This window comes from Leucobacter sp. UCD-THU (genome assembly GCF_000349545.1).
Classification (GTDB): Bacteria; Actinomycetota; Actinomycetes; order Actinomycetales; family Microbacteriaceae; genus Leucobacter; species Leucobacter muris.
The window spans coordinates 295,573-316,276 of the sequence record NZ_KB714602.1; the positions used below are offsets into that span (position 1 = coordinate 295,573).

Below are 20,704 nucleotides of genomic sequence, written 5' to 3' on the forward strand. Positions count from 1 at the left end.
GCCGGACGAGCCTTGACTCCTGCCGAATGAGTGCGTACTGTCGCATGTACACGTTTACATTCCCCAGTCGTCCGTTATCAAAGGAGATCAATATGCACGACTACAGCGCTCGTTCCCTGCGACGGCCCCTCGTCGTCGGAGCGGCCCTGCTGAGCATCGGGCTGCTCGCTTCCTGTTCCTCGGCCGCCCCCGACTCCGGCGACACGGGCGGCGCGGGGGGCGAGACCCAGAGCGTCGCCCTGTCCCTCGACTGGAGCACCTACGTCGCCTACCACGCCCCCTTCGCCGTCGCGGCCGAGCAGGGCATCTGGGCCGAGCACGGGCTCGACGTCACCGAGACGCTGCCGGGCGGCTCGGGCGACGCGGCGGTCGAAGTCGGCACCGCGAAGACCGACATTGCCTGGGTCGACCTCTCCACGGCCGCCGCCTCGATGCTGCAGGAGGTGCCGATCACCTCGGTCGCCAAGGTGCAGGACAAGAACGCCAGCGGCCTCACCGTGCTCGAGAGCACCACCCTCGAATCGGCCGACGACGTCGTGGGCATGCGCATCGGGTCGACGCCCGGCGGATCGGACTCGACGCTCATCGGAGCGTTCCTGAACGCCAACGACATCGGCGAAGACGAGGTCACGATTGTCAACCTGCCCGCCAACGGCAAGTTCCCGGCGCTGATGACCGGAGAGGTCGACGCGATCAGCGGGCAGGTCTACTTCTACTCGAGCAGCGCCGAGGCCGAGGGGCAGCAGGCGCACGGCCTGTCCTTCTCCGAGATGGGTCTCAACGTGCTCGACCACGGCTTCATCGCGAACGACACGTTCATCGAGCAGAACCCCGAGGCGATCAGCAGCTTCCTCGCCGCCTACCGCGAGGCGCTGCAGATCACGATCGACGATCCCGCCGCCGCGTGCGCGACGCTCGTCGAGCGGTCCGACGGCGAGGTGCTGCAGGACTCCTGCGAGACCCAGCTGGACCTCTGGCTGCCGCTGACCACCGACCCCGCCGCGGCGAACTGGGGCGAGAACACGAGCGACGAGTGGCAGGAGACGGTCGAGGTGCTGACCACCTACGGCGACGCGACGGGCACCCGCGATCCCGCCACGATGTTCACGAACGATCTGCTGCCGAGCGATTGAGGGGCCGATGAAACCGATCGAGATCACCTGCGAGCACGTCACCAAGCGGTATCAGGCGCGCAAGACCGAGGTCGTCGCGCTCGACGATGTGACGCTGCACGTGCAACCCGGCGAGTTCGTGTCGCTGCTGGGACCGAGCGGCTGCGGCAAGACCACCCTGCTGCGACTGATCGGGGGCCTGGAGCCGACGACCCGCGGCAGCCTGCTGATCGACGGATCCGAGGTGAGCGACTCCCACCCCGAGCTCGGCGTCGTCTTCCAGACCGACCTGCTGATGCCGTGGCGAACGGTGCTCGACAACGTTCTGCTGCAGGCCGAGGTGCGCAAGACCCGCTCCAAGCAGACGGAGCAGCGGGCCCGCGAACTGCTGGCCCAGGTCGGGCTCGACGGCTTCGTCGACAGCTATCCGAACGAGCTCTCCGGGGGCATGAAGCAGCGCGTCGGAATCTGCAGAGCGCTGCTCCACCGCCCCCGGCTGCTGCTGATGGACGAGCCGTTCGCCGCGCTCGACGCCATGACGCGCGACCAGATCTCCATGGATCTCTCCGAGCTCGCGGCCACCACGGGCACGACGATCGTGTTCGTCACGCACTCGATCCCCGAGGCCGTGTTCCTCTCCGACCGCATCTACGTGATGTCGCCCCGGCCTGGGCGCGTGGTCGCCGAGGTGGAGGTGGGCATGCCGCAGCCCCGGCAGCTCCACCACCGGCTGGAGGGGGCGTTCACCTCGAAGGTCGCCGAGGTGACGGAGATCTTCGAATCCCTGGGTGTGTTGAGCGGCGGACAGAGAGGAACCGGCGATGACTAGATCGAACGACGGCACGGTCGCCGTGCAGCTCAGGCGCACGCCTGCGCGGCGCCGCGGGAAGGCGGGATCCGGCAGCACCTGGCTGCGACGCGTTCCCTGGCTCGCCCCGGTTCTGACGCTGGTGCTGCTGGTCGTGCTCTGGGAGGTCGCGGTTCGCGCGGCGGAGATCCCGAGGTTCCTGCTTCCCGCCCCCAGCGCCGTGTGGGACTCCATGATCGAGAACTGGAACGTGCTGATGAAGCACGCCGGGGTGACGCTGCTCGAAACGATGATCGGCTTCGTGCTCAGCGTCGTCGTCGGGGTCGCGCTCGCCGTCGTCATGGTCATGTGGCCGCTCGCGGGAGCGGCGGTCTTCCCGATCCTGGTCGCCTCGCAGGTGATCCCCAAGGTCGCGATCGCTCCGCTGATGGTGGTCTGGATCGGCACCGGCGTCACCACCTCATCGCTCATCGCCTTCGTGATGGCGTTCTTCCCCGTCGTCGTCAATGCGACGCTCGGCATGAAGTCGGTGAACGACTCGTCGATCGACCTGCTGCGCTCGATGCGGGCGACGAAGTGGCAGGTGTTCCGCTTCCTGCGCTTCCCCAACGCGCTCCCGTACATCATGACCGGCATGCAGCTCGCGGTCGCCTTCGCCATCGTCGGCGCGATCGTGGGCGAGTTCGTCGGCAGCGAAGCGGGCCTCGGCTACCTGCTGATCGTGACGCAGGGCAACCTGCGCACCGATCTGCTCTTCGCCGCCCTGGTCGTGCTCACGGCGCTCGGGCTGCTGCTCTACTACGGGGTCGAGCTGCTCGGAAAGCTCTTCCTGCGTCGCCGGGGCTGACGTCCGGCACCGGCCACCGCCTCGAAGTCGCTCACCCAGAGAAAAGGAATCCCCACAGTCATGCAGACATCCAACGACCGTGCATCGACCCGGATCGACCGGACCGAGTTCCACTCCGTGCTCGACGGGCAGCAGCGGGTGGGCCCGCACCGTGCTCCCCTCGTCGACCCCGGCCGCGGCGCCGAGTGGGGCGCGGTGAGCTGGGCGATCGAGCACGTGGAGGAGGCGGTGGATCTCGCGGGCCAGGCGTATCGTGCGGGATCGTGGGCGCGAGCCACCCGCACCGCCCGTGCGGACGTGCTCGACGCGATCGGGCGCGGCGTGCTGGAGCGCGTCGAGGAGATCGCGGTGCTGGAGACGCTCGCGAACGGGAAGCCGCTCGCCGCCACCCGCGCGGAGGTCGCCGTCAGCGCGCGCTGGTGGGAGTACTACGCCGCGCTTCTGCGCACCCTTCGCGACGAGAGCCTCGAGCTCTCGGAGAGCAAGCAGGCGCAGCTGTCCCAGGAACCGGTGGGCGTCGTAGCCCTCGTGACCCCGTTCAACGGCGCGTTCTCGCTGGGCACCTGGAAACTCGCGCCGGCGCTCGCCGCGGGCAACTCGGTGGTGGTCAAGCCGCCGCTCAACTCTCCCGCTTCGACCGTGATCCTGCAGGAGGTGATGCAGCAGGCGGGACTCCCGCGAGGCATCGTGCAGATCGTGCAGGGCGGGGCCGAGGTCGGCTCCGCGCTCGTCGAGCACCCCGGGGTGGGGATGGTGTCGTTCACCGGCAGCACCGGCGCCGCCGGCAGTGTGGGGCGAGCGGTGTCGGGGCGTCTCGCCAGGTTCGTCGCGGAGGCGGGCGGGAAGTCGGCGCACATCGTGTTCGAGGACGCCGACGTCCGCGACGCGGTGACGGCGGTCGTGCAGGGCGGCTTCTCGGGCACCGGTCAGACGTGCGTCGCCGGTTCGCGGGTGCTGGTGCACCGCTCGATCGCTCAGGAGTTCACCGCCGAGCTGCTGCGGCGGATCTCTCTGCTGCGGGTCGGCGATCCGTTCGACGCGCAGACGCACCTCGGCCCGATCGCGTCCGCCGCGCAGCACTCGAGGATCCGGGACCTCATCGACCGGGCGATCTCGGACGGGGCGCAGCTGCTCGCGGGGGGATCGACCCCGCCCGAGGTGCCCGAAGGGCTTCGGGGCGGCTACTGGGTGTCGCCGACGGTGCTCAAGGTCGAGGATCACCGCGCCATGATCTGCCAGACCGAGGTGTTCGGTCCGGTGCTCGCGGTCGTCGAGTTCGACGACGAGGCGGAGGCGATCACGCTGGCCAACGACACGGACTTCGGCCTCGCGGCCGGCTTCTGGACGCGGGATGCAGCGCGCATCCACCGTGTGAGCCGGCTGCTGCAGGCGGGAACGGTCTGGGTGAACACCTACCGCGGCATGGACTGGCAGACCCCGTTCGGCGGCTACAAGCACTCGGGCATCGGCCGGGAGAACGGACTCGAGGGGCTGCGGGAGTTCCAGGAGACGAAGGCCGTGGTGCAGGAGTTCGGCCGGGCTGCGGATCCCTTCGGCCTCGCGCCCGCTGATCAGTGAACGAAGACTTCGAGAAAGAGATGGATGAAGTGACTACGGAGGAGAATATGTCGACTATCGTCGTGGATTGCCTGGAGTACAGCAATCCCTCGCGCGAGCGGTTCGTCGAGTGGCGCGAGGGCGGCGTCGGCTGCGTGCACGTCACCGTCGCGGTCTGGGAGACGGCCCGCGAGACGCTGTCGGTGCTCGGCAGATGGAATGATCTGTTCGCCGAGAACGGCGACCTGGTCGCGCTCGCCACGAGCGCCCAGGACATCCGGGACATCGTGGCCTCGGGGCGCACGGCGGTGATGTTCGGGTTCCAGAACACCGCACCGTTCGAAGACGACATCCGACTCGTCCGCGTCTTCCACGACCTGGGCGTGCGCATCGTGCAGCTCACGTACAACACCCAGAACAGCATCGCCGCGGGCTGCTGGGAGGACGACGACGCCGGCCTCTCCACCCACGTCGGGCGCCAGTTCGTGCGCGAGCTCAACGAGGTGGGCATGCTGATCGACCTCTCCCACTGCTCGGAGCGCACCTGCCTCGACACCATCGCCGAGAGCTCGGTTCCGGTGGCCGTCACGCACGCCAACCCGCTGGAGTTCGTCGGTTCGGAGGTCGAGCTCGGCCGCCGCCCCAAGTCGTCGGAGGTGCTCGAGCAGTTGACCGCGCGTGGCGGCGTGGTGGGGCTCAGCCCCTACGTGCGGATGCTCAAGAACGGCATCCGCACCACGGAGCAGGAGTTCGTGGACATGATCAGCTGGACCGTCGATCGCTTCGGGGTCGAGCACGTGGCGATGGGCACCGACTTCTACACCGGGTACGGAGTGGAGGCCGTGAAGTGGTGGCGCATGGGCCGTTGGGGCCGTGAGAGCCCGGTGCCGATCGATGAGAGCGCGCCTGTCGTGGAGTGGCCCGCGTGGTTCCAGTCGCCGACCGCGTTCCCCACCCTCATGGACAGCATGCGCCGCGCGGGCTTCACCGATCACGATCTCGGTCTGGTGATGGGCGGCAACTGGCTGCGCCTCTTCGACGAGATCTTCGATCGGCCGTCGGCATGACATCGCACGTGCTCGTCATCGGAGGGGGCCACAACGGACTCGTGGCCGCGAACTACCTGGCGATGACCGGGCACCGGGTGACGCTCGTCGAGCAGCGCGAGCGGCTCGGAGGCGTCGTGGGCCGCTTCGAATACATGCCGGGCTACGCCTCGTCGATCACGAACTCGCCGGGGTCGTTCGAGGGCGCGATCATGCAGGAGCTCCGCCTGCAGGATTTCGGGCTGCGCTTCCACCGCCCCGAGACCACCCTCCTGCATCCCATGGATGACGGGCTCTTCGTCGGGTGGCGCGACCCGCAGCTCGTCGAGGAGCAGATGGAGCGGATGGCGCCTGGAGAGTTCGCCAGGCATCGGGAGCTGGTGTCACGGCTCGATCGTCTGGGGGAGCAGGTCGGCCTCTCGATGTGGGAGCGGCCGCTCGACCAGCGGGCGGTGCTGGAGCGGATGGATCCCGGCCCCCGCGATGAGTTCCGGCGATCCATGATCGAGGGCTCGCTGGAGGAGCTGCTCGACGAGGCCCTGCGATCGGATCAGGTGAAGAGCCTGATGATGATGCTGGCGCTGAACGGGCAGCTGCTCTCTCCGCGGGCGCAGGGATCGGCGTTCGGTCTGATGCTGCGGCCCATCTCGCGGGCGTCGGGCGCCACCGATGTGCTGGGCATCCGCGATGTCCCCCTGCGAGGGTCGGTCGGGCTGCCGATCGGCTCGATGGCCGCCATCGTCGACGCGCTCGAGGCCGCCGCCCGCGCCCACGGCGTCGCGATCCGCACGGGAAGCGGGGTGGCGGAGCTGCAGTTCGACGATTCGGGGCGGGTCTCCGCGGCAGTGCTCGAGTCGGGTGAGTCGGTCGAGCAGCTCGACGCGGTCGTCTCGACGGTCGAGACGTCGCGTCTGCACCGCATGATCCCGGACGACACGATCCCCGAGAGCGCGTGGCCGCCGGCGCCGGACGGATCCGCCTTCAAGATCGCCCTCGCCCTCGACGGTTTGCCCTCGGTGGCGGGTGCGCCCGTCGGGGTGCCCGAGGAGGTGCTGCTCTCGACGCAGTTCCGGATCGGCCCGAACCCGGGGTACATCGCCGACGCGGTCGAACAGGGGATCGCGGGCCGCCCCTCCGACAAGCCCATCATCTGGGGCCTGATCCCGAGCCTCACCTCGCCCGGCCTGGCCCCCGAGGGGCGGCACCTCATGAGCCTGAACGTGTGGCACGCGCCGCATCGGCTCGGCGAGCGGTACTGGCGGGAGAACGGCGCGGCATTCGCCGATCGATGCGTCGCGCAGGTCGAGGCCGCGTTCCCCGGCCTGTCCGAGCGCATCACGGATCGCCGTTGGCTCGGGCCGCACGACCTCGAACGCGAGTTCGGGCTCACCTCGAGCAACATCACCCACGGCGATCTGACGCCGGAGAGCATGCTGAACGGCAGGCCGGGCGCCGAGCTGAGCGCGGGTCTCGAGCGGCGCGGCATCGTGCTCGGCGGCGCCGAGTCCTGGCCGGGCGGCTACGTCACGGGCGCCCCGGGCCGAAGAGCAGCGCTGACCATTGCACGGAAGAAGGAGCCGACCAGATGAACGACCTGAACGAGTACCTCGTGAACATCCAGATCACGTGGCCGCGCGACCTGCCCGAGGACGTGATCGAGCGTCTCTCGGTCGAGGAGCGGAAGATGGCCGCGGTGCGCGCGGCCGAGGGGCATCTCGTGCGCATGTGGCGAGTGCCGGGGCGTCGCGAGAACTGGGGTCTGTGGCGAGCGGCGAACGCCACCCAGCTCCACGACATCCTGAGCGCGCTCCCCGTGTGGCCCTACATGGCCGTCACGGTGCATCCCCTTGCACAGCACGCCGTAGATCCCTTCATAGACTAAGCAGCATGAAGTCCATCGGTGTCATCGACATCGCTCGTGAGGCGGGTGTCTCGACGGCGACGGTGTCTCGCGTGCTCAACGGCTCGGACCGCGTCTCCGACCGCACGCGCGCCCACGTGCTCGAGGTGATCGAGCGGCTCGGCTTCTCGCCGAACGCGTCGGCGTCGAACCTGCGGCGCGGCCGGAGCGACGCGATCGGCATCGCGGTCGCCAGCATCTCGCAGCCCTGGTACGTGAAGCTGATCCGCGAGTTGCGGCGAGCGGTCACCGCTCGGGGCATGACCACCGTGGTCTACGATCTCGAGCACAGCAGCCGGGTGCTGATCGAGCACACGGAGAGCGCTCGGCGCCTGCGCCTGGCGGGGATGATCCTCGCCACCGGTGATCGCCTGGACGCCGCGAACGTGAACGCCTCGCTGCATCGTCTCGCCGGCAGCATGCCGCTCGTGGTGATCGGCCAGCACCTCGACGACGCCACCTGGCCGACCGTCTACTTCGACGACGTCGCCGCCTCGGAGGCGGCGGCCGATGAACTGCTGGAACGGCGCAGCCGGCCGATGCTCTTCCTCGGCAGCTCGGCGAGATCCTTCCTCAGCGATCAGCGCCGCGAGGGGGTGCGGCGCGCGCTCGAGGCGAGGCCGAACCTGCTGCGCGACTCGACCTTCATCCAGCTCGACGGGCCCATGGACTTCGCCACGGGGTACGACGAGGTCGTATCCCGTGCGGACGAGCTGCGCCGCTACGGGCTCATCTTCTGCGTGAACGACGAACTCGCGCTCGGGGCGCTGCGCGCCCTCGGGGAGCTGGGGCTGCGCGTCCCCGAAGACCTCATGGTGATCGGCTACGGCGACGTCGACATGCTTCCGTATCTGACGCCGTCGCTCTCGTCGCTCAGCGGCGACGTCAACGCCATCGCGGGAGACGCGCTCGAGGCGATCATGGCGGGCATCGCCGGCGAGCCGGTCTTCGACACGCGAGTGCACTCGCGACGCATCGTGCATCGGGAGTCGACGGAGGATCGCGCGGCGCGGCCTCCGGCGACCGCGGAGGGGGCGGCGCGCGGCTGAGGCCTCGTGTCTCTGCGCCGGCCCGCCGGCGGCTCAGCGCGCCCGGAGCGGTGCCGGGGATCGTCGACGAGCGGCCGCCCTGTCGCGGGACGGCGGGGTCAAGGCCTGCGCCGCACCTGTCGTGGATCGGCGTTCGAGGCTACGGTGGAGACATGGGCGCGACGCGAAGGCTGGGCACCGCCGCCGTGATCCTCTGGATCCCGCTGGCGATGGCGGGCTGCGCGCAGCCCCAGGGCGAGGCGCCCACCACGACCGCGTCGCCGCCCGAGAAGACTCCGACCGCCTCCACGCCCTCGCAGGCGCCCGGCCCCACGAGCGCGCCGGTGGTGATCCCGCCCTGCGACGAGCTCGTGCCGTTCGACGCGGTGCAGGCCGAGTACGCGGGCGGGATCGAGACGTTCCACGGGCAGCCCGAGATGCAGCAGCAGGCCAGAACGCACATCTTCGGGCCCGCGGCGGTGACGGCGCTCGACGCGGCCGAGCAGTCGGTGCACTGCGGCTGGGGTATTCCGAACAGCGACGGTCTCAGCCAGATCTACGTGGCCGAGCTCGATCCCGCCGTGCGCGACGCGCTGATGGCCGAGCTCGACGCCTCGGTGTTCGAGCGGTCCGAGGAGGGCGGGTGGGTGCGCTACGCCCGATCCGAGCTCGGCGGCATCGCACCCCTGCACATCAACTACTTCTTCCGGGACCGGGTGTGGGTGAGCGAGCTGGGATCCGAGAACGGGGTGCTCGCGCGTGAGGCGATGTCCCGCCTCTGAACGGGGCCTCAGCGCTTGCCGTAGCGCTTGTGCACGGCCTGCTTCGAGACCTCGAGCGCGGCGGCGATCGCCTGCCAGGAGTATCCCTGGGCGCGGGCTCGCCGCACCTGCTCGCTCTCCGCGCGTGTGAGCCGGCGCTGCGCCTCGCGGATGCGGCGCAGCTCGGCGAGGGGCTCGGCGCCGTCTGCGGCGCCGAGCGCGGTGCGTATCGCGGTGTCCATGGCGTCAAGGCTAGTTGACGCTCCCACGATGGTCAACCTCCATTGACGATCGCGGAGCGTGCGGCCGGCCCGGCGCCGGAGGCGACGCCCGTGAGCGTGACCTCGACGACGTAGCGGTAGTACTGCTCCCGCAGGCGGGCCGCGGTCTCGCCCCCCTCGGCGAAGCCGGCGATGAACTCGTCGCCGAGGGCCGCCATGCGGGGGTGGTCGGTGTACGCGCGCTGGAACTCCGCCATCATCGCCGCGTGGTCCCGCGGGCCGTCCTCCTCGTGCAGCAGCCGCTCGTCGCCCATGGAGATCGTGAGCGTCGCGTTGTTCATGATCGCCGAATAGGCGATGAGCGCGCCCGGCTCGATCCCGGCCCGCTCGAGCTTGCCGATGCCCACCTCGAAGATGCCGGCGGCCGAGGGGAACGGCACCCCGTGCATGAGCAGCCACTTCGCCACTCCGGGGTGCGAGACGGCGGCGGGGTAGACGGCGTCGATGAGCAGCCGCCGGAACCACTCCTGCCACTCCAGCGCGCCGTCGGGCGCGTGGATCGACGCGATCACCCGCTCGGCCACTCGCTTCGCGAGCAGGTCTTTGCCGCCCACGTGGTGGTAGATCACCGAGGGGGTGACCTGCAGGCGGCGCGCGAGATCTCGGATCGACCAGCCGAAGAGGTTGGATTCGCGGGTCAGCTGCTGCGCCGCGTCGATGATGCGCTCGGGGGTGAGGCCGAGGTGGAACGGCGTCGAAGCTGGCACGGTCAAGGATCCCCCGTCGAAACTGGTGAACCACCAGTATCGCGCACCTCGGCGACCGCTCCGCTCGCCAGATAAGGGCGACCTGAGTATCATCTGATGAGAACAGTGTTCTATTGTTATAGTTGAGACGCATTCTCAACAAGAGCGGAAGGTCACCCATGCCGAATCGGGGAGCATCATGAGCGAGAGGAAACGGGGCGCCGCGCACCCGCACCCGCACCCGGACACCCCGCCCGAGGGCGGTTTCTTCGATCCGGTGCGCGGCAGCCTCGCCACGATCATCGCCCTCAGCCTCATCGGGGCGACCAGCAGCGTCGTGCCGTTCATCGCGATCGTCGAACTCGCGCGCACCCTGCTGCCCGCCCTCGACGGCGCGGCCGTCGACACCGGCCGCGTCTGGGTCATCGTGATCGTCGCGGTCGGCGCCCTGCTGGTCAGCTTCGCGGCGGCCTTCACCTCCGGCATGGTCAGCCACTTCGCCGACGCGGAGCTGCAGCTCTCGCTGCGCCGCAGGATCATCCGCCACCTGCAGCGACTGCCGCTCGGCTGGTTCGACGCCCGCGCATCGGGCACCGTGCGCAAGCTCGTCGAGAACGACGTCGTCGCCCTGCACCAGCTCGTCGCGCACGCGATCCACGACGTGATCACCGCGATCACCGTGCCGGTGATCAGCCTCGTCTACCTCTTCGCGGTGCAGTGGCAGTTCGCCCTCGCGGCGATGCTGCCGCTGGTGATCGCGGCGGGGCTCTACGTCGTGATGATGCGCGGCGGCATGGACAAGTACGCGCAGTACGAGAACGCGACCGCGCGGCTCGCCGAGGCGACGGTCGAGTTCGTGCAGGGCATCGCCGTCGTGAAGCGCTTCGGCCAGCTGGGCCGCAGCCACCAGCGCTACCGCGACGAGCAGCGCGGCTACGTCGACTTCGTCGGGCAGTGGACCCGGGAGACCGCGGTGATGTTCACGCTGGTCGAGATCGTCACCTCGCCGCTCGTGGTGCTCGTCTACCTGCTGGCCGTCGGCCTCTGGCTCGTCGGCTCGGGTGCGGCGCAGCCCATCGACGTGCTGCCGGGTCTGCTGCTGGGTCTCGGGCTGACGGCGCCGCTCATGTCGCTCGGCAGCTCCGGGCAGTTCCTGCGCAACGCCGCGAAGGCGCAGCGCTCGCTCGCCGGCTTCTTCGAGCTGCAGCCGATCGCGCTGAGCGCCGACCCGCAGACGCCGGGCAGCAGCGAGCTGGCGTTCGAATCGGTGTCGTTCAGCTACGACGGAGCGCACACCGTGCTGCACGAGATCGGCGCCGCCTGCACCCCGGGCACCGTCACGGCGCTCGTGGGCAGCTCGGGATCGGGCAAGTCGACCCTCGCGAAGCTCGTGCCCCGCTTCTACGACGCGACCGCGGGGCGCGTGGCGATCGGCGGGGCCGACGTGCGCGACATCGCCTCGGACGAGCTGTACCGCGAGGTGGGCTTCGTCTTCCAGGACGTGCAGCTGCTGCGCGCGAGCCTGCGCGAGAACATTCGGCTCACCCGCCCCGACGCCTCGGACGTCGAGGTCGAGCGGGCGGCGAGAGCGGCTCAGATCCACGAGCGGATCCTGCGCTTCGAGCGCGGCTACGACGCGGTCGTGGGCGAGGACGCGAATCTCTCGGGAGGTGAGGCGCAGCGCGTCACGATCGCCCGCGCCCTGCTGGCCGACGCCCCGATCCTCGTGCTCGACGAGGCGACCGCGTTCGCCGATCCCGACTCCGAGGCCGCGATCCAGCGGGCGCTCGGCGTGCTCACCGAGCATCGCACGGTGCTCGTGATCGCCCACCGACTGCACACCATCGTGGGAGTCGACCGCATTCTCGTGCTCCACGACGGACGCGTCGTCGAGCAGGGCACCCACGCCGAGCTCGTCGCCGCGAGCGGTCGTTTCGCGCGCATGTGGAGCGACTACCAGCACAACCACGCACGCGCACTGCCGGAAGGGGCGAACCGTTGATCAAGAAGCTGCTGGGCTACTCGTCGCCCGAGGCGCGTCGGCTGCTCGTCGCCGAACTCGCGCTCGTCGTCGCCACCGCCGTGCTGCAGGGCGCCGCCTTCCTGATGCTCGTGCCGCTGCTGCGCGCGCTGTTCCTCGGCGACCTCGGTACGGCGCGGCTCTGGCTGGCCGTGCTCGCCGGCGTGGGCGCGCTCTACGCGGCGGCCTACTGGTTCGGCAGCCAGATCGCGATGCGGGCGAGCTCGGCCGTGCTCGACTCGCTGCTGACGAGGCTGGGGGATCGCCTGGTCGAGCTGCCGATCGCCTGGTTCGGGGCGGATCGCTCGGGCCAGATGGCGCACATCGCGACGCAGGGGGCGATGTTCGTGTCGTCGACGCCGTACTCGATCGTGCGGCTGATCCTCACCGGCTTCATCACACCGGGGACCGTGCTGATCGGTATGTTCTTCTTCGACTGGCGGCTCGCGCTCGCAATGGCCGCGACGGTGCCGATCATGTGGTTCGTGTTCCGCTGGCTGCGCACCGGCATGGAGCGCGACGACGCCGTGCACGCGGAGGCGGTGCACGAGGCGTCGAACCGGGTGATCGAGTTCGCCCGCGTGCAGCCGACGCTGCGCACCGCCGGCAGGGGCTCGATCGCCGACCGCCTGGTCGAGGAGTCGCTGCAGCACCAGCATCGGGCCTACCGCGGTCTGCTGATCACGGGAGGCGCGGGCATCGCGACGTTCGGCGGCATCGTGCAGCTGGCGCTCACGGCGGTCATCGTGCTCGGCGCGTACCTCGCGCTCGGCGGCTCGCTCGACGTCGCGACCCTCATCGCACTGCTCGTGCTCGGCGTGCGCTTCACCGAGCCCATCGCTCACAGCGGAGCGCTGGGCGGCGGCGTGGCGGTGGCGAAGACCACGCTGCACCAGCTCGACGAGCTCATGGCGCTCGAGGGGCTGCCCGAGCCGCGGACGCCGGCGCAGCCGCGCGACTGGGGCGTCGAGTTCGCGGGCGTCTCGTTCGGCTACGGCGGCGAGCCCGTGCTGCGCGACCTCTCGTTCAGCGTGCCGGACGGCACGATGACGGCGATCGTCGGGCCTTCGGGATCCGGCAAGACGACCATCACCAAGCTCATCGCACGGTTCTACGATCCCGAGGCCGGCACCGTGTCGATCGGCGGCGAGGCGCTGCCGAGTCTCGGCAGCGCCGTCGTGGAGGCGGCCGTGTCGCCCGTCTTCCAGGACGTCTACCTGTTCGACGACACGATCCTGAACAACATCCGCATCGGCAACCCGGAGCTCAGTCGCGAGGAGGTGATCCGGGTCGCCACCCGGGCGCGGGTCGACGAGATCGTCGAGCGCCTCCCCGGTGGCTGGGACGCGCGGGTGGGCGAGGGCGGGTCGAACCTGTCGGGCGGGGAGCGCCAGCGCGTGTCGATCGCGCGGGCCCTGCTCAAGGACGCCCCGATCGTGCTGCTGGACGAGGCGACCGCGGCGCTCGACATCGGCAACGAGATCGCCATCGGCGACGCGATCGACGCGATGCGCGCGGATCGCACCGTGGTGGTGGTCGCCCATCGCCTGCAGACCATCATGACCGCCGATCAGATCGTGATGCTCGACGGCGCCGGCGGCATCCGCGAGCGGGGCACGCACGCGCAGCTCGTCGCGGCGGGCGGCGCCTACGCCCGCTACTGGCAGGAGCGGGTCGACGCGACGGGCTGGCAGATCGCGGAGCGGGGGTGAGCGGCGCATGACCCCGCGATCCCGCACGCCGCCCCGCGCCAGGCTCAGGCACGCCGCCCCGCGGTCCGTGCGCACCGCGCACCGCCGCCCACCGATCTCGCTCCGCACCCGACCGAAAGGAACCCCGTGACCACCCAGACCTCCGCGCCCCCGGCGCGCCCCGGCCTCAGATTCTCCGCCCGAGACCTCATCAACGTCGCGATCTTCGCCGTCATCTACTTCGTGACGGTGTTCGCGATCAACATGCTCGGGCTCATCAGCCCGCTCGTGATGCTGGTGATCCTGCCGCTCAGCGTGATCGCGGCGGGCATCCCGTTCATGCTCTTCCTCACCCGGGTGAAGCACGCCGGCATGGTGACGCTCTTCGGCACCGTGACGGCGCTGCTCTTCCTGATGTCGGGCCAGCCCTGGCAGAGCACCGTGCTTACCGTCGTCGTGTCGGTGATCGCCGACCTGATCCTCGCGGGCGGCGGATACCGTTCGAAGTGGGCGGCGATCTGGGCCTACACCGTGTTCACGCTCTGGTACGTGGGACCGTGGATCCCGATGCTGCTCAACCGCGAGGAGTACCTCAGCTCGCCCGGCATGCAGATGATGGGCGACGAGTACGTCGCGAACTTCGATCAGGTCGTCTCGAACTCGGCGCTCGGCGTGTACTGCGTCGCGACCGTGGTGTGCGGCCTCGTGGGCGGGCTGCTCGGGTCGGCCATGCTCAAGAAGCACTTCGTGAAGGCCGGCCTTGCGTGAACGCGGTGCGCTGACGACCGACGGCGCGGGCGCCGCGGCGGGGGCGATCGCCGCCGGCCGCGGTCGAGGCGCGCTCGATCCGCGCACGAAGATCGTGCTGGTCGTCGTGGCGAGCGCGGCGGTGATGGGCCCCGGCGGGCTGCGGTTCGTGCTGCCGGCGCTGGTGATCGGGATCGCGCTCGCGTGCTGGGAGGGCGCGCTGCGGCGCGGGATCGGGCTGGTCGCGGCCGCCGCCGCCGTCTGGGCCCTGGGGTGGGTCGTGCCGCTCTGGTGGCCGAACGGCTTCACCGCGATCGTCTCGGTCGCCTGCGCGTACCTGATCCGCTTCATCGCCGCGATCGGCATCGGCATGCACGTCGTCTCGACCACGTCGCCCACCCGTCTCAGCGCGGCGCTGCGCGCGTGGCGGGTGCCCCGCGCGCTCACCGTGACGTTCTCGACCGTGCTGCGATTCTTCCCCGTCGTCGCGGCCGAGGCGGCGGCGGTGCTCGACGCCATGCGCCTGCGGGGCCTCGTGGGCGCCGGTGGGCTGCTGCGGCATCCGGTGCTCAGCGTCGAGCGGTTCACCGTGCCGATGATCGCGGCGAGCCTCAGGGCGAGCGAAGACCTCGCCGCCTCGTCGATCCTGCGCGGGCTCGGATCGTCCCGCACGCCGACCGCGATGCTCGCGCCCCGCTTCGGCGCCCTCGACCTGATCCTGCTGCTCGTCGTCGCGGCGCTGACCGTCGCGGCCGTGATCCTGCCCTCCCCGCTCGGATGACCCCCCGCCCCCACCCGTCCGCCGGCTCCCGAGCCCGCACCGAAAGCCGCCCCGCCGCATGATCACCATCGACGACGTCACCTGGACCTACCCGGGCGCCGACGCCCCCAGCCTCGATTCCCTCGCGCTGCGCATCGGCGCCGGCGAGTTCGTGGCCCTCTGCGGCGCGAGCGGATCGGGCAAGTCGACCGCGCTGCGCCTGATGAACGGCCTGATCCCGCACTTCCACGAGGACGGGCGGCTGCTCGGCTCCGTCACGGTCGACGGGCTGCCGATCGCGGGCGCCGAGCTCGACGAGATCGGCCTGCGCACCGGCAGCGTGCTGCAGCACCCCAGGCGTCAGTTCTTCGCCGACACGGCGGCCGAGGAGATCGCGTTCGCGATGGAGAACTTCGGCGTTCCCGCCGCCCGCATCCGACAGCGCGTCGGCGAGGCCCTCGAGCGGCTCGCGCCGTCGATGCCCGTGGCGGAGCGCCTGCAGCGGCTCTCCGGCGGCCAGCAGCAGCAGGTCGCGATCGCGGCCTCGGCCGCCCACGAGCCGCGGGTGCTGCTGCTCGACGAGCCCAGCTCGAACCTCTCGGCCGACGCGGTGGCGCGCCTCGTCGAGACCCTGGCCGTCTGCAAGGCGCGCGGGATCACGGTCGTCGTCGCCGAGCACCGGCTGCGGTACCTGCAGGGGCTCGTCGACCGGGTCGTGGTGATGCGCGACGGTCGCGTCGACCGGGTGTGGAGCGCGGCCGAGTTCGCCGCCGTGCCGGATGCCGAGCTGGCGCGCGAGGGGCTGCGCGGCGACGTGCGCAGCGTCGAGCTGCCCGCGGCCCCCGTCGCAGGCCTGAGCGCGGGGTCGCCCGTCGCGCCCGCCGCCGTGCCCTGGGGCGCGCTCGAGCTCGAGTCGGTGCGCTGCCGCCTCGGCGGGCGCACCGTGCTCGACATCGAGCGCGCGAGCTTCGCCGCGGGCGAGGTCACGGCGGTGCGCGGCGTCAACGGAGCCGGCAAGAGCACGCTCGCACGGGTGGTCACCGGCTTGCAGCGGGCGAGCGGCGTCGTGCGTCTGCACGGCAGGCCTCTCAGCGCACGACGGCGCCAGCGCGAGAGCGCGATCGTGATGCAGGACGTGCAGCGGCAGCTCTTCACGGACAGCGTCGTCGCCGAGATCCGACTCGCCGAGCGGGGAGCGGCTGAGGGTTCGGGCGCACCCGCGCCCGAGGCGGTGCTCCAATCGCTCGATCTCGCGCACCTCGCCGAACGGCACCCGCTCTCGCTCTCGGGCGGGCAGCAGCAGCGGCTCGTCGTCGCGGCCGTGCGTCTCTCGGGGCGCAGCGTCGTCGTGTTCGACGAGCCCAGCTCCGGGGTGGATCGGCGGCACCTGGGGTCGATCTCCGAGCAGATCCGCCGCGTCGCCGACGACGGGGCGGTGGTGCTGCTGATCAGTCACGACGAGGATCTGCTGGCGCTCGCCGCCGACCGCGAGCTGGTGCTCGCCCCGCCCGCGGCTCCCGCGCGCGCCGAGGCATCCGCGCCGAGCCGTCCGCCGGCGGCGGAGACCGACGAGGCCGGCCCGCCCGCGTCGCGCGCTCAGCCTGACCCGCGCCCGAACCAGCAGAAGGAGAGTTCTCGATGAGTTCAGGAATCGCGCCGGTCGCGCAGGCGAGACCCCAGATCGGCCTGCTGCTGTCCACGGTGTTCCTCGCTTATCTCGGTCAGATGGCCCTCAACCCGATCATCGCCCCGCTCGCGCGCGAGGTCGGCCTCGCCGAGTGGCAGGTCGGCGTGACCATCAGCGCGGCGGCGGTCATGGTGGTGGTCACGAGCCAGTTCTGGGGGCGCCGCTCCCAGGCCTGGGGCCGCAAGACGGTGCTGATGATCGCGCTCGGGGCGGCCGTCGTATCGATGACCGGCTTCGCCGTCGCGGCCGCCTCTGGCATGAGCGGAGTGCTGGCCGGCGGCGCGCTGTTCGCGCTCTTCGTGCTGCTGCGGGGCGTGGGCTTCGGATCGGCGATCGCTGCGATCCCGCCGACGGCGCAGGCCTACATCGCAGACGTCACCCACGACGAGGAGACCCGCACGCGGGGCATGGCCGGCGTGGGCGCGGTGCAGGGCGTTGCGATGGTGGGCGGCGCCGTGGTCGGCGGCGCCCTCGCCGGGTTCGGCCTGCTGGTGCCCCTCGCGGTCGTGCCGATGCTGCTCGCGCTCGCGTTCGTGCTCGTGGCGGTGCGACTGCGCCGCGAGGAGCGCCACGAGCTCGTCGCCGACCCGGCCCGGGTGAGCCCGCTCGACCCCCGCGTGTGGCCCTACCTGCTGGCAGGCTTCGGCATGTTCACCGCGCTGGGCTTCATGCAGGTGCTCATCGGCTTCGTCGTGCAGGATCGCCTCGGCCTCACCGCAGAGGCGACGGGCCTCGCCACGGGCGGCTCGCTGCTCGCGGCCGGCATCGGGATGGTCGTCGCGCAAGCGGTCGTGGTGCCGAGGAGCGGCTGGTCGCCGCCCGCGCTGCTGCGGATCGGGACAGCGGTGGCGCTCGCCGGGTTCGCGCTGCTGGTGCTCGATGCGGGACTGTGGCCGCTGATCGCTGCGACGCTGCTGATCGGCCTCGGCCTCGGCATCGCCATGCCCGGCTACACGGCGGGCCCCACCCTGCTCGTCGATCGCGACGAGCAGGGTGGCCTCGCGGGTCTGATCGGCGCGACCAACGGGCTCACCTTCGTGATCACGCCGACGGCGAGCACGGCGCTCTACGGGCTGTGGCCGCCGCTGCCGATCATCGTGGGCGCCGCGGTCATGGCGGTCGTCTTCCTCTTCACGCTGCTGCACCCCCGATTCCGGGGCGGCGGCTGAGCGGTCGTCTCAGCGCAGGATCGCGGCAGCCGCGGCGCGGGCCTCGGCGGTGTCGCGCGCCGCGACGACCGCCTCGGCCGCCTGTCGGCACTGCTCGAGGGTCGTCTCGCGCAGCTGCGCGGCCACCGCGGGGATCGCGCGCGCCGCCATCGACAGGCTCGTCGCGCCGGCTCCCACGAGCACGGCGGCGAGCAGCGGATCGGAGGCGGCCTCACCGCAGACGCCCACGCCGCCGCCGACGGCGGCGCCCGCCGATCCCGCGCGTGCGATGAGCTCGACCACCGCGGGCTGCCACGGGTCGTTGAGGGCGGCGAGGCTGCCGAGCAGGCGATCCGCCGCCATCGTGTACTGGGCGAGGTCGTTGGTGCCGAGGCTCACGAAGTCGATCACGTCGAAGAGCCGGTCGGCGAGCAGCGCGGCCGAGGGGGTCTCGATCATCACGCCGACGTGCTCGATGCCGCGGGCGCGCGCCCGCTCGGCGAAGTCTGCGGCCTCGGCGACCGTCGCGACCATGGGCGCCATCACGGCGACCTCGGCGCGCTCCTGAGCCGCGGCGGCGGCGATCGCGTCGAGCTGCCGGTCGAGCAGGCCCGGAGCGACCCACGAGGTGCGCAGCCCGCGCACGCCGAGCGCCGGGTTCTCCTCCTCGCCGGTCGGCACGAACGCGAGCGGCTTGTCGGATCCGGCGTCGAGCGTGCGCACCACGACGCGTTTGCCCGGGAACGCCGCCAGCACCCCGCGGTAGGCCTCGATCTGCTCGTCGACGCTGGGCTCCTCGGCGCGCCCGAGGAAGCAGAACTCGGTGCGGAAGAGGCCGACGCCCTCGGCCAGCGCCCGCGCGCCCTCCTCGGCGTCGCCGGCCTTGCCGACGTTCGCGAGCAGCGGCACCCGCTGGCCGTCGCCGGTGCGCCCGGTGCCGTCGAAGGGCGGGGCCTCGACCCGCTCGGCGATCGAGGCGAGCAGTTCGGCGGGCGGATCCCACACGAGCTCGCCGGTCGACCCGTCGACGAGCAGCGAGTCGCCCCCGGGCTCGCTCCAGGCCCCGCGCGCCGCGACCACGGCGGGGATGCCGTGCCCGCGCGCGAGGATCGCGGTGTGCGAGGTGGGGCCTCCTTCCTCGGTGACGAGGGCGAGGCAGAGCCCGGGATCGAGCATCGCCGTGTCTGCGGGGGCGAGGTCGCGGGCCACCAGCACGTAGGGCTCGTCGGTGTCGGGGAGCCCCGGCGGCTGCTGCCCGGTGAGGCGGGCGACGATGCGGGCCCGCACGTCGAAGACGTCGGCGGCGCGCTCGGCGGTGCGGCCGCCCACGGCTCGCAGCGCCTCGGCGGCCTCGCCGAAGGCCTCCCACACGGCGCGCGGAGCCGCAGCTCCGGCGCCGATGCGCCCGCGAGCGGCCTCTCTGAGATCCTCATCGGCCGCGATCGCGGCGCCGGCCTCGAGGATCGCGCGACCCTCCTCGCCGGCGCGGGCGGCGCGCGCCCGCAGGGCCTCGGCGACCGCGTCGGCGGCTTCCCCGACGCGCTGCGACTCGGCCTCGCGCTCGCCCTCAGGGAGCGCCGCGCCCTCCGGGGGCTCCGCGACGGGGCCGGGCATGCGCACGACGCGCCCCGCCACGCGCCCCGGGCTCACGCCGAGGGATGCCCCCGCCCGGGGATCTGTCGCCGCGCCCCTCCCGGCCCGTGGAGCCGCGGCCCGGCCGGTGCCGGGCGGTGGGGCGGCGCCTGCGGCGCCGGAGTCGGAGTCGGGGGGTGCGGCGACGTCGCCGCCCGCGGTGCCCGAGGTCTCGGCCGACTCGATCGGCTCCCCGAAGCCGTCGGCGAAGAGCGCCGCGAGCTCGTCGAGCACCGCTCGCGCGTCGGCGCCCGCCGCGCTCAGCGTCAACCGCTCGCCCTGGCGCGCCCCGAGGGCGAGCAGCGCGGTGGGGCCGCTCACGCGCACCGGCTCCGCTCCCGCGCGGGCGATCCGGAGCTTCGCGTCGCGGCCCGCGAGCGCCGCGACGATGAGCGCCGCGGGGCGGGCGTGCACGCCGTCGCGATTGCGCACCTCGACCTCCACGGTCGCGTCGACCGACCCGGCGGCAGCGGCCTCGGCCGATCCCGCGCCCTCGCTCGGCGCCGCGCCCCCGTCCGCTCCCGGGCCCGCGTCGTCTTCGACGAGGTGTGCGCTCTTCGCCCCGAGCGCGCCCCGCGCCTCGGCCTCGACGGCGTCGAGCGATGCCCCGGCCGCGGCGGTCACCACCGCGGCGAGCAGCCCCTCCACGATCGGAGCGCTCGTGAGCCGCACGGGCGTCTCGCCCACGTCGGCGAACTCGAGCGCCATCTCGGCGCTGAGCACGGCCGAGCCCAGATCCATGAGCACCAGCACCCCGCCGCCGTCGGCCGCCGCCTCGCCGATCGCCTCGGCCACGCGCATCGCGTCGGTGCCCGTGCCGCCGTCGGCGGTGCCGGCCGCGAGCACCACCCGCGGCGGATCCGACGGCGTCATCTCGAGTGCGAGCGCGACCGCCGCCTCGGCGAGGGGAGCGCTGTGGGAGACGACCACGATGCCGACGCGTTCCGTCATGCTGCAAACCTCCGGTTTTCGAATTGATTTTTTCCCATTCAT

At 71.7% G+C, this 20,704-nt stretch carries 18 protein-coding genes; 15 read left to right on the forward strand and 3 right to left on the reverse strand.

All coding sequences use genetic code 11. From position 1 onward, the window contains the following. The first annotated feature begins 92 nt into the window (after window positions 1–92). The 9 genes from H490_RS24625 to H490_RS24665 all read left to right on the forward strand — a co-directional run bounded on the left by H490_RS24625 (window position 93) and on the right by H490_RS24665 (window position 9,080). Window positions 93–1,133, forward strand: coding sequence for an ABC transporter substrate-binding protein (locus tag H490_RS24625; RefSeq protein ID WP_017884138.1), 1,041 nt, complete (start codon window positions 93–95; stop codon window positions 1,131–1,133). 7 nt (window positions 1,134–1,140) lie between these two features. Then, complete coding sequence (locus tag H490_RS24630; protein ID WP_017884139.1) at window positions 1,141–1,941, forward strand: ABC transporter ATP-binding protein; 801 nt, start codon at window positions 1,141–1,143, stop codon at window positions 1,939–1,941. Then, a complete protein-coding gene (locus tag H490_RS24635; RefSeq protein ID WP_017884140.1) occupies window positions 1,934–2,767 on the forward strand; it encodes an ABC transporter permease in 834 nt (277 codons plus the stop codon). The genes H490_RS24630 and H490_RS24635 overlap by 8 nt, the downstream gene beginning before the upstream one ends. Window positions 2,768–2,827: 60 nt before the next feature. Then, on the forward strand, window positions 2,828–4,345 hold the full coding sequence (locus H490_RS24640) for an aldehyde dehydrogenase family protein (protein ID WP_017884141.1): 1,518 nt from the start codon (window positions 2,828–2,830) through the stop codon (window positions 4,343–4,345). 47 nt (window positions 4,346–4,392) lie between these two features. After that, the gene (locus H490_RS24645; protein WP_017884142.1) at window positions 4,393–5,391 is read left to right on the forward strand and encodes a membrane dipeptidase; all 999 of its coding nucleotides are present in this window, start codon (window positions 4,393–4,395) and stop codon (window positions 5,389–5,391) included. Next, window positions 5,388–6,959: a phytoene desaturase family protein gene (locus tag H490_RS24650; RefSeq protein ID WP_017884143.1), complete on the forward strand. Its 1,572-nt coding sequence runs from the start codon at window positions 5,388–5,390 to the stop codon at window positions 6,957–6,959. The genes H490_RS24645 and H490_RS24650 overlap by 4 nt, the downstream gene beginning before the upstream one ends. Continuing rightward, window positions 6,956–7,252 carry a muconolactone Delta-isomerase gene (locus tag H490_RS24655; protein ID WP_017884144.1) on the forward strand — a complete coding sequence of 99 codons (297 nt, stop codon included), beginning with the start codon at window positions 6,956–6,958 and terminating at the stop codon, window positions 7,250–7,252. Before H490_RS24650 ends, H490_RS24655 begins: the two co-directional genes overlap by 4 nt. Window positions 7,253–7,257: 5 nt before the next feature. Beyond that, the gene (locus H490_RS24660) at window positions 7,258–8,319 is read left to right on the forward strand and encodes a LacI family DNA-binding transcriptional regulator (protein WP_017884145.1); all 1,062 of its coding nucleotides are present in this window, start codon (window positions 7,258–7,260) and stop codon (window positions 8,317–8,319) included. 152 nt (window positions 8,320–8,471) lie between these two features. Continuing rightward, the gene (locus tag H490_RS24665; RefSeq protein ID WP_017884146.1) at window positions 8,472–9,080 is read left to right on the forward strand and encodes a hypothetical protein; all 609 of its coding nucleotides are present in this window, start codon (window positions 8,472–8,474) and stop codon (window positions 9,078–9,080) included. A gap of 8 nt (window positions 9,081–9,088) precedes the next feature. Here H490_RS24665 and H490_RS24670 read toward each other — a convergent pair whose 3' ends face one another. Next, complete coding sequence (locus H490_RS24670; protein WP_017884147.1) at window positions 9,089–9,301, reverse strand: hypothetical protein; 213 nt, start codon at window positions 9,299–9,301, stop codon at window positions 9,089–9,091. Window positions 9,302–9,333: 32 nt separating this feature from the next. After that, window positions 9,334–10,047: a TetR/AcrR family transcriptional regulator gene (locus tag H490_RS24675; RefSeq protein WP_202950833.1), complete on the reverse strand. Its 714-nt coding sequence runs from the start codon at window positions 10,045–10,047 to the stop codon at window positions 9,334–9,336. 178 nt (window positions 10,048–10,225) lie between these two features. Here H490_RS24675 and H490_RS24680 point away from each other — a divergent pair, with 178 nt between their 5' ends. The 6 genes from H490_RS24680 (at window position 10,226) to H490_RS24705 (ending at window position 18,100) form a co-directional block, all read left to right on the forward strand. After that, window positions 10,226–12,028 (forward strand): ABC transporter ATP-binding protein, encoded by a 1,803-nt coding sequence (locus tag H490_RS24680; RefSeq protein WP_017884149.1) that lies wholly within the window; start codon window positions 10,226–10,228, stop codon window positions 12,026–12,028. Further along, the gene (locus tag H490_RS24685) at window positions 12,025–13,758 is read left to right on the forward strand and encodes an ABC transporter ATP-binding protein (protein WP_017884150.1); all 1,734 of its coding nucleotides are present in this window, start codon (window positions 12,025–12,027) and stop codon (window positions 13,756–13,758) included. The genes H490_RS24680 and H490_RS24685 overlap by 4 nt, the downstream gene beginning before the upstream one ends. Before the next feature lie 126 nt (window positions 13,759–13,884). Continuing rightward, entirely contained in the window at window positions 13,885–14,505 is a 621-nt protein-coding gene (locus H490_RS24690; RefSeq protein ID WP_017884151.1) for an MptD family putative ECF transporter S component, read from the forward strand. Continuing rightward, window positions 14,498–15,265, forward strand: coding sequence for an energy-coupling factor transporter transmembrane component T (locus tag H490_RS24695; protein WP_017884152.1), 768 nt, complete (start codon window positions 14,498–14,500; stop codon window positions 15,263–15,265). The genes H490_RS24690 and H490_RS24695 overlap by 8 nt, the downstream gene beginning before the upstream one ends. A 58-nt stretch (window positions 15,266–15,323) precedes the next feature. Further along, on the forward strand, window positions 15,324–16,886 hold the full coding sequence (locus H490_RS24700) for an ABC transporter ATP-binding protein (protein ID WP_017884153.1): 1,563 nt from the start codon (window positions 15,324–15,326) through the stop codon (window positions 16,884–16,886). Then, the gene (locus H490_RS24705; protein WP_017884154.1) at window positions 16,883–18,100 is read left to right on the forward strand and encodes an MFS transporter; all 1,218 of its coding nucleotides are present in this window, start codon (window positions 16,883–16,885) and stop codon (window positions 18,098–18,100) included. Before H490_RS24700 ends, H490_RS24705 begins: the two co-directional genes overlap by 4 nt. A gap of 9 nt (window positions 18,101–18,109) precedes the next feature. On the opposite strand, the gene dhaM is transcribed toward H490_RS24705, so the two are convergent. After that, window positions 18,110–20,662 (reverse strand): dihydroxyacetone kinase phosphoryl donor subunit DhaM, encoded by a 2,553-nt coding sequence (dhaM, locus tag H490_RS31710; protein ID WP_017884155.1) that lies wholly within the window; start codon window positions 20,660–20,662, stop codon window positions 18,110–18,112. Between the last annotated feature and the right edge of the window lie 42 nt (window positions 20,663–20,704).

What these genes read in the sequence shown, in the direction of transcription:
- H490_RS24705 (WP_017884154.1), top strand. Translation starts at nt 16,883, where the DNA reads ATGAGTTCAGGAATCGCGCCGGTCGCGCAGGCGAGACCCCAGATCGGC.
- H490_RS24650 (WP_017884143.1), top strand. Translation starts at nt 5,388, where the DNA reads ATGACATCGCACGTGCTCGTCATCGGAGGGGGCCACAACGGACTCGTG.
- H490_RS24670 (WP_017884147.1), bottom strand. Translation starts at nt 9,301, where the DNA reads ATGGACACCGCGATACGCACCGCGCTCGGCGCCGCAGACGGCGCCGAG.
- H490_RS24625 (WP_017884138.1), top strand. Translation starts at nt 93, where the DNA reads ATGCACGACTACAGCGCTCGTTCCCTGCGACGGCCCCTCGTCGTCGGA.
- H490_RS24630 (WP_017884139.1), top strand. Translation starts at nt 1,141, where the DNA reads ATGAAACCGATCGAGATCACCTGCGAGCACGTCACCAAGCGGTATCAG.
- H490_RS24665 (WP_017884146.1), top strand. Translation starts at nt 8,472, where the DNA reads ATGGGCGCGACGCGAAGGCTGGGCACCGCCGCCGTGATCCTCTGGATC.
- H490_RS24660 (WP_017884145.1), top strand. Translation starts at nt 7,258, where the DNA reads ATGAAGTCCATCGGTGTCATCGACATCGCTCGTGAGGCGGGTGTCTCG.
- dhaM (WP_017884155.1), bottom strand. Translation starts at nt 20,662, where the DNA reads ATGACGGAACGCGTCGGCATCGTGGTCGTCTCCCACAGCGCTCCCCTC.
- H490_RS24635 (WP_017884140.1), top strand. Translation starts at nt 1,934, where the DNA reads ATGACTAGATCGAACGACGGCACGGTCGCCGTGCAGCTCAGGCGCACG.
- H490_RS24640 (WP_017884141.1), top strand. Translation starts at nt 2,828, where the DNA reads ATGCAGACATCCAACGACCGTGCATCGACCCGGATCGACCGGACCGAG.
- H490_RS24655 (WP_017884144.1), top strand. Translation starts at nt 6,956, where the DNA reads ATGAACGACCTGAACGAGTACCTCGTGAACATCCAGATCACGTGGCCG.
- H490_RS24645 (WP_017884142.1), top strand. Translation starts at nt 4,393, where the DNA reads ATGTCGACTATCGTCGTGGATTGCCTGGAGTACAGCAATCCCTCGCGC.
- H490_RS24680 (WP_017884149.1), top strand. Translation starts at nt 10,226, where the DNA reads ATGAGCGAGAGGAAACGGGGCGCCGCGCACCCGCACCCGCACCCGGAC.
- H490_RS24700 (WP_017884153.1), top strand. Translation starts at nt 15,324, where the DNA reads ATGATCACCATCGACGACGTCACCTGGACCTACCCGGGCGCCGACGCC.